Here is a 6,235-nt window from a genome sequence, read left to right as displayed (position 1 = left end):
AACACTGATTGGCGATCGCAATTTTGCCACCTGTTAAATCTCTGTTTCTGTCTGTATAAATTGTTACTTTTTGAAATGAGAATTGCTGCTGTCTCGGAGAATACTGTCTCCTCCGATTAACTTGATTCGTTCATATCCAAATCCATGTCAGAAATAACCTTGCAAATCAACGGCAAAACTCAAACCTGTTTACCCGCAACTAAACTACCGCAAATGCTAGAAAATTTGGGCATGAATCCTCGGTTAGTTGCCGTGGAATATAACGGGGAAATCCTCCATCGTCAGTATTGGGAAAACACCGAAATCAAGGAGGGGGATAAATTAGAAATTGTTACTATTGTCGGGGGGGGATAAAATAATCAACAATCGACACTTGAGGGAAAAAACTTGTTAGTTATCGGTTTAATGAGTGGCACATCGGTGGATGGTATCGATACCGCTTTAGTGGAGATTAGCGGTACTGTGGAATCTCCACAGGTGCAGTTATTAGCTGGAGAAACCTATCCCTATTCCCCCCGATTACGAGAGACAATTTTGCAAGTCTGTGGGGGAGAAAAGCTATCTATTGAAGCTTTAGCCAGCTTAGATGATGATATCGCCGCAGAATTCGCCCATGCCGCTTTAAATATCCAAAAAGAAGCCCCAAAAGCCCAATTAATCGGCAGTCACGGTCAAACCGTTTTTCATCGACCCCCCGAAAACGATCGCCTCGGTTACACAGTACAATTAGGACGGGGAGCAGCGATCGCAAAAATTACCCGTATTCCCACCATTAGTAATTTTCGCGCTGCCGATATCGCCCAAGCTGGTCACGGTGCGCCCCTAGTGCCGAAAATTGACGCTTATCTGCTCTCTCACCCCACTAAAACCCGCTGCGTCCAAAATATCGGTGGTATTGGCAATTTAACCTATCTACCCCCCCGACAAAGGGAAAATTGGCAGCAAAAAATTTTCGGTTGGGATACTGGCCCCGGTAATGTCCTCATCGATTTGGCCGTACAATTTTTGAGCCAAGGCCAACAAACCTACGACCATAACGGTCAATGGTCGGCTCAGGGTCAACCCTGCTCCGAATTAGTTCATAAATGGCTACAGGAGCCTTATTTTCAACAATATCCTCCTAAATCCACTGGCAGAGAGTTATTTAGCCCCGCCTATCTAGCCCAATTGCGCCAGGATGCCCAAGCTTATTCCCTCAGTGATGCCGACTGGTTGGCTAGTTTAACCGATTTAACCGCCATTTCGATCGCCCACAGCTATCAAACCTTTTTGCCAGAAATGCCCGCGGAAGTGCTGCTCTGCGGTGGTGGCGCTCGCAATGCCTACCTGCGCCAACGACTCCTAGCACATTTGGGGTCAAATGTCAAGCTTTTGACCACCGATCAGTTAGGATTAAATAGCGATTTTAAAGAAGCGATCGCTTTTGCCCTCTTGGCCTATTGGCGCTGGCACAATTTCCCCGGTAATTTACCGAAAGTCACGGGGGCAAAAGCAGCGGTTTTATTAGGAGAAATTTACCTATGAGCAGCAGCTATGAAATATTTTCAACAATTCAACGCCAAAGGGTCAGCGATGGGCAAATAGTGCCAATTTTAAGCGATTGTACTGGGTATAAACGTCTTTTAATTCTTGTTTGGCCGCAATTGGGAGATTTTGACAGTCTCGAATACGCTTGGTGGTTAGAAAAAGAGGCAGCCCTTTGGCAAAATGCCGGGATAACCATTCGGGCCATCGGTATCGGCGATCGCAATTCAGGTTTAAAATTCGCTGAATATACGAAATTTCGGCAAGATTGGCTTTTTGTTGACCCCAAAGCCGAATTACATAATTTATTGGGACTGTATCGCGGTTTATCGTTAAAATTACCCAGATTTTCCCCCGGGCAAAATGCTTGGTTAAATCTGATTTTCATGTGTGCGGGTGTGGGTAGTCCGGGGACTCTGGCCGAAGTGCTGCGGGGTTATCTTGGCGATCGCAAAGCCCCCCAATTAATTGCCGAGGAGGAAACAATTCAAGCGCGGCCTTTACCACCTTTCCGGGGTTCCCTATTCAATCTTGCTGGGGGTCAAGGTTTTCAGCGACCTTTTGAATTAGCCACCCTGAGACTCCGTAATATGGGTCAAGTTTTGGGCAATTGGCCAACCTATGTTCCTGATAGTAGTTATCTCACCCAACGGGGAGGGACTTTTTTATTTGATAATCAAGAAAATTTACTCTATGAGCATCGAGATCGAGGTATCTTGGGTTTTGCTGAGAATATGAGTTATCCTCTCGCTTTTTTGCAGGATTAAGCTTTTTTCTTCTCCATCTCGCCCACTCCCAACTCTTGACTTTTAGCTTTTCTAGCTGATAGCTAAAAAACTTTAATGTTATCCAACTACTTATTACCTAAAGATTGATGAAATTATTTGACGATTCATCCACAACTAGCGGGGGTTATTTATCTAAGAGATAAGTAAATATTATTTTAAGTTTATTTAAGGCTGTCATTACTAATGCTAAGTTGAGCATGGTAAATTTTCCCGTAGTATCAAAAAGGAAACTAATTCGACCCGTTCAGTCTAAACGGCGAGAGAAGGCATTTTGAGATTGAGCAACAACCTATGGCAAAGAAAACAAAGACAACCACTTATAAAGTCACCCTGAAAACACCCGATGGCGACCATACAATTGATGTTCCCGATGATGAATATATTCTCGAGGCAGCAGAAGAAAAAAAATTAGATTTACCTTTTTCTTGCCGTGCTGGTGCTTGCTCTGCTTGCGCTGGTAAAATCGAATCCGGTAGCGTTGATCAATCCGATCAATCTTTCTTAGATGACGATCAAATTGAAGCGGGTTATGTCCTCACCTGTGTCGCCTATCCTACTTCTGACTGTGTGATCGTCACCCACCAAGAAGAAGCTTTGTACTAATTTAGGTCAATATTTGGGAGTTAGACAGTCCAACAATAATAGAGCGGGAACTGCAAGAGCGACAGTTCTCGCTCTATTTGTATTTTTGGCTCTTGACTCGACAGTGATAGTCTGATAGTTTCATGTCCTCATATTACATTGCTTGACTATATCTGACCATATTTGTATTGAACCTTCTAATACCGCTCACTTAAAACTCAAATCTGATAACTGATAACCGATCGCTGATTATCGTCCCACTTCAGCGAAAATCTCCGCTAAAATCTCTCCAGCACCAGCATCGCGCAGTTTATGGGCTAAATCTCGTCCTAAAGCTTCCCCATGGCTAGGATCACCGCTAACCGAGTCCTTAATCAAGCGCTTACCGTCGAGACTAGCCACCATACCCGTTAAAGTTAGGATACCATCCTCGATCGCCGTATTCACTCCGATGGGAACTTGACAGCCCCCCTCCAACTCCCGTAAAAAAGCGCGTTCAGCATAGCATTTATCGCGGCTAGGGGCGTGTTCCAACACTTTTAGGACTTCCAAGACCTCCGGATCAGCATCGCGGCATTCTATCCCTAAAGCCCCCTGTCCCACCGCATGGAGAGAAATTTCCGCCGGGATAACCTGATGAACTCGATCGCCTAATCCTAACCTTTCTAACCCCGCTACTGCCAGAATAATCCCATCGTATTCTCCCGCGTCCAGTTTGGCCAGACGGGTGTTGACATTGCCGCGCACATCTTTAAAAGTCAGATGGGGATAATGGTGACGCAACTGGGCCAATCGACGCAGAGAAGAAGTCCCAATTACTGAACCTTCTGGTAAATTATCTAATTGATAGTCTTGATTTTTGCTATTTACCACCAAAGCATCGGCCGGATTAACTCTTTCGGTGACGCAACCCAAGATTAAGCCTTCGGGTAAATTAGTGGGCAGATCCTTGAGAGAATGGACGGCAAGATCGATCGATCTATCCAACATTCCCACTTCTAATTCTTTGGTAAATAAACCCTTATCACCGATTTTCGCCAAGGCCACATCGAGAATTTTATCGCCTTGGGTACTCATCGTCTCCACCTCAAACTGTCGATGGGGGTGGTGTTTACTCAATTCTGCCTGTACCCAGTAGGTTTGTACTAGGGCTAACTGACTTTTACGGGAACCGATACGCAGGGAACGAGGAGGACTAGAAACGGACATATCTGAAGTAGGAATTTAACTAAACATCTATCTGACTGCTCGATCTAGACTATCCTGATCTCACCCCTGTTGAGTAATCACTTTCTGGGTTGGGGGTAAATAGTTACATCTCTTAATATTTTTGGGGGAGTGGGGGATGGGGTGATGGAGTTTTAGGGAAATAGTCATAGGTTTGTTTAATCTCTCGCAATCCGTTTACTAGAATAGGATGATGAGGTCAAAGTTTTTGCGGCTATAGGTTGAATTAAGCAGAGTAAAACCATTATTCCCCATGGCACAGCAAAGCTAAAAGCTCAAGTTAAAATAGAAAAACCAAGGTTAAAACAGAGTCTAAACAAGGACAATATTTTAACGGAAAAATTGACTAATTCAGGAGTTATTATCATGCTAGACCAAATGATGAAGATGTTAGAAGGACAACAAATAAACTCTTATCGTCTTAATAAGTTTATCGGTGCGGGGGGTTTTGGAGGTGTATTTCATGCCAGTGAAATAGTCAGAAATACATCGGTTCAAGAAGTGGCGATTAAAGTTATTCCCGAAAGTAGCGATGATAAATTAATTGAGTTACAAAATGCCAGAAAATTAGAACATTCTAATTTAATTAAAGCTTATTCCGTGGGGGAATTTCGTTTTCTCAATACGGAGATGCTTTATTTAGTGATGGAATTGGCACAGGGTAGCCTAGAAAATCACATTCAAAAAGGCGGTTTGTCATCGGGGGAGATTAAAAATATTACTGCTCAAGTCGCCCAAGGCTTAAATTATCTTCATGGACAAAATAAAGTCCATCGAGATTTAAAACCGGGTAATATCCTGAGGGTTAATCAACAATACAAGTTAGCAGATTTTGGCTTAATTAGAACTTTAAATAACAAAAGCCACACTCAAACAGTACATAATAGCGGGACAATTATTTATATGCCTCCCGAAGCCTTTAAAGGTGATATTTCATCGGCTTGGGATCTGTGGTCATTGGGTATTATGTTAATCGAAATGACGACTAAGCAACTTCCCTATAAGTTTAATAATGATATTAACCAATTAATGGCAAAGGTGATGAATTGTGAGCTACAAATCCCTAGTTTACCGAAAGAGTTTAAACCAATTATTGAAGGGTGTTTGCAAAAAGATAGAAAACAAAGATGGACGGCACAACAGGTTTTAAATGCTTTACAACCTGTTCAACAAGCACAAGCAGCAGTCAGGATGCCTGTGTCACCAATACCCCCAATTGCTTCACCTACTCCATTTACCGAAAACCTAGCCGATGGGATAAGACTAGAGATGGTAAGCTTACCAGCAGGTAAATTTCTCATGGGTTCTTCTGAAAGCGATTCTGAAAAGCCTCCACACCAAGTTAAAGTAAACAGTTTTGCCATTGGCAAATATCCCATTACTCAAGCACAATATCAAGCAGTAATGGGAACCAATCCCTCTCACTTTAAAAATAATCCCCAAAATCCAGTAGAACAGGTTAGTTGGAACGATGCTAAAGCTTTTTGTCAGAAATTGAGTCGAATAACAGGGAAAACCTATCGCCTACCCACAGAAGCGGAATGGGAATATGCTTGTCGTGCGGGGACAACCACTCGCTATTATTTTGGTGATAATGATAATCAGTTAGGAGATTACGCTTGGGGTAGAGAAAATTCTAATAACAAAACTCATCCCGTAGGACAGAAAAAGCCCAATGGTTGGGGATTGTATGACATGAGTGGCAATGTTTGGGAGTGGTGCGAAGACGATTGGCATGATAGCTATGCTGGAGCGCCGGATGATGGCACGGCGTGGCTTGATAATGATAATCGTTCTCAGTCTCAAAAATGTCTGCGCGGCGGTTCTTGGTACTATAACCCTGTTAACCGTCGTTCTGCCAACCGCTGCAGGCTCTACCCCGTCGGCCGCAGCGACTTCAACGTCGGTTTTCGGGTTGCGTGTGTCTCCCCAGGACTTTAACCCTTTGCTCTTTTGCCTTTTTGCCCTTTGTCTCCCGCCTAGCGGCGGGGCGATTTTTTTTTGATATTTTCGGTAGGACAATTCTTGACATCCTCACCGCCGTAAACGGACGGTGATTCCCAAACCTCACGATTTAGGTTTCTGCTTCTTTCCCTTGCGGGGTTCCGCACCTG

At 43.7% G+C, this 6,235-nt stretch carries 6 protein-coding genes; 5 read left to right on the top strand and 1 reads right to left on the bottom strand.

The features are described 5' to 3' along the window. Nucleotides 1–144 precede the first annotated feature (144 nt). The 4 genes from thiS (at nucleotide 145) to BGL89_RS04985 (ending at nucleotide 2,915) form a co-directional block, all read left to right on the top strand. Nucleotides 145–354: a sulfur carrier protein ThiS gene (thiS, locus tag BGL89_RS05000; protein ID WP_002751314.1), complete on the top strand. Its 210-nt coding sequence runs from the start codon at nucleotides 145–147 to the stop codon at nucleotides 352–354. Nucleotides 355–387: 33 nt separating this feature from the next. Continuing rightward, entirely contained in the window at nucleotides 388–1,524 is a 1,137-nt protein-coding gene (locus BGL89_RS04995; protein ID WP_425185033.1) for an anhydro-N-acetylmuramic acid kinase, read from the top strand. Further along, on the top strand, nucleotides 1,521–2,291 hold the full coding sequence (locus BGL89_RS04990; protein ID WP_286824733.1) for a peroxiredoxin-like family protein: 771 nt from the start codon (nucleotides 1,521–1,523) through the stop codon (nucleotides 2,289–2,291). Before BGL89_RS04995 ends, BGL89_RS04990 begins: the two co-directional genes overlap by 4 nt. A 312-nt stretch (nucleotides 2,292–2,603) precedes the next feature. After that, nucleotides 2,604–2,915, top strand: coding sequence for a 2Fe-2S iron-sulfur cluster-binding protein (locus tag BGL89_RS04985; RefSeq protein ID WP_286824732.1), 312 nt, complete (start codon nucleotides 2,604–2,606; stop codon nucleotides 2,913–2,915). A gap of 228 nt (nucleotides 2,916–3,143) precedes the next feature. On the opposite strand, the gene hemC is transcribed toward BGL89_RS04985, so the two are convergent. Beyond that, nucleotides 3,144–4,103 carry a hydroxymethylbilane synthase gene (hemC, locus tag BGL89_RS04980; RefSeq protein ID WP_002778319.1) on the bottom strand — a complete coding sequence of 320 codons (960 nt, stop codon included), beginning with the start codon at nucleotides 4,101–4,103 and terminating at the stop codon, nucleotides 3,144–3,146. Nucleotides 4,104–4,487: 384 nt separating this feature from the next. Between hemC and BGL89_RS04975 the strand changes: the two genes are divergently transcribed. Continuing rightward, nucleotides 4,488–6,062, top strand: coding sequence for an SUMF1/EgtB/PvdO family nonheme iron enzyme (locus BGL89_RS04975; protein ID WP_286824731.1), 1,575 nt, complete (start codon nucleotides 4,488–4,490; stop codon nucleotides 6,060–6,062). Nucleotides 6,063–6,235 lie beyond the last annotated feature (173 nt).

It is taken from the genome of Microcystis sp. LSC13-02 (genome assembly GCA_002282935.1).
Lineage (GTDB): Bacteria > Cyanobacteriota > Cyanobacteriia > Cyanobacteriales > Microcystaceae > Microcystis.
Note: the sequence above shows the minus strand (reverse complement) of the source record. Positions and strands in the feature narration are given on the sequence as shown.

Excerpts from the sequence above, each read along its gene's own strand:
- BGL89_RS04985 (WP_286824732.1), top strand. The coding sequence starts at position 2,604 with ATGGCAAAGAAAACAAAGACAACCACTTATAAAGTCACCCTGAAAACA.
- BGL89_RS04990 (WP_286824733.1), top strand. The coding sequence starts at position 1,521 with ATGAGCAGCAGCTATGAAATATTTTCAACAATTCAACGCCAAAGGGTC.
- BGL89_RS04975 (WP_286824731.1), top strand. The coding sequence starts at position 4,488 with ATGCTAGACCAAATGATGAAGATGTTAGAAGGACAACAAATAAACTCT.
- hemC (WP_002778319.1), bottom strand. The coding sequence starts at position 4,103 with ATGTCCGTTTCTAGTCCTCCTCGTTCCCTGCGTATCGGTTCCCGTAAA.
- thiS (WP_002751314.1), top strand. The coding sequence starts at position 145 with ATGTCAGAAATAACCTTGCAAATCAACGGCAAAACTCAAACCTGTTTA.